The following is a 337-nucleotide window of genomic DNA, read 5'->3' as shown; positions in this document are numbered from 1 at the left end:
TTGACGACCATAGAGCGTTGGAACCACCTGATCCCATCCCGAACTCAGCAGTGAAACGATGCATCGCCGATGGTAGTGTGGGGTTTCCCCATGTGAGAGTAGGTCATCGTCAAGATTAAATTCCGAAACCCCAATTGCGAAAGCAGTTGGGGTTTTGTTTTAGTAGAAGTACCCATTTTTGCTGGCTCGTTACCGTGTTGACGGACCAGATACAGAATTTCTTGACGACCATAGAGCGTTGGAACCACCTGATCCCATCCCGAACTCAGCAGTGAAACGATGCATCGCCGATGGTAGTGTGGGGTTTCCCCATGTGAGAGTAGGTCATCGTCAAGAT

General features: G+C 49.6%; 2 rRNA genes. Both read left to right on the top strand.

Annotation, left to right across the window (positions count from 1 at the left end):
• Nucleotides 1-115, top strand: a 5S ribosomal RNA gene (gene rrf, locus K5E40_RS34555).
• Between the two features lie 105 nt (nt 116-220).
• A 5S ribosomal RNA gene (gene rrf, locus K5E40_RS34550) occupies nt 221-336 on the top strand.
• Nucleotide 337 lies beyond the last annotated feature (1 nt).

The organism is Pseudomonas baetica (genome assembly GCF_019733355.1).
Lineage (GTDB): Bacteria > Pseudomonadota > Gammaproteobacteria > Pseudomonadales > Pseudomonadaceae > Aquipseudomonas > Aquipseudomonas baetica_A.
The sequence above is the reverse complement of the archived record's forward strand: the minus strand, read 5'-3'. Positions and strand labels throughout refer to the sequence as shown.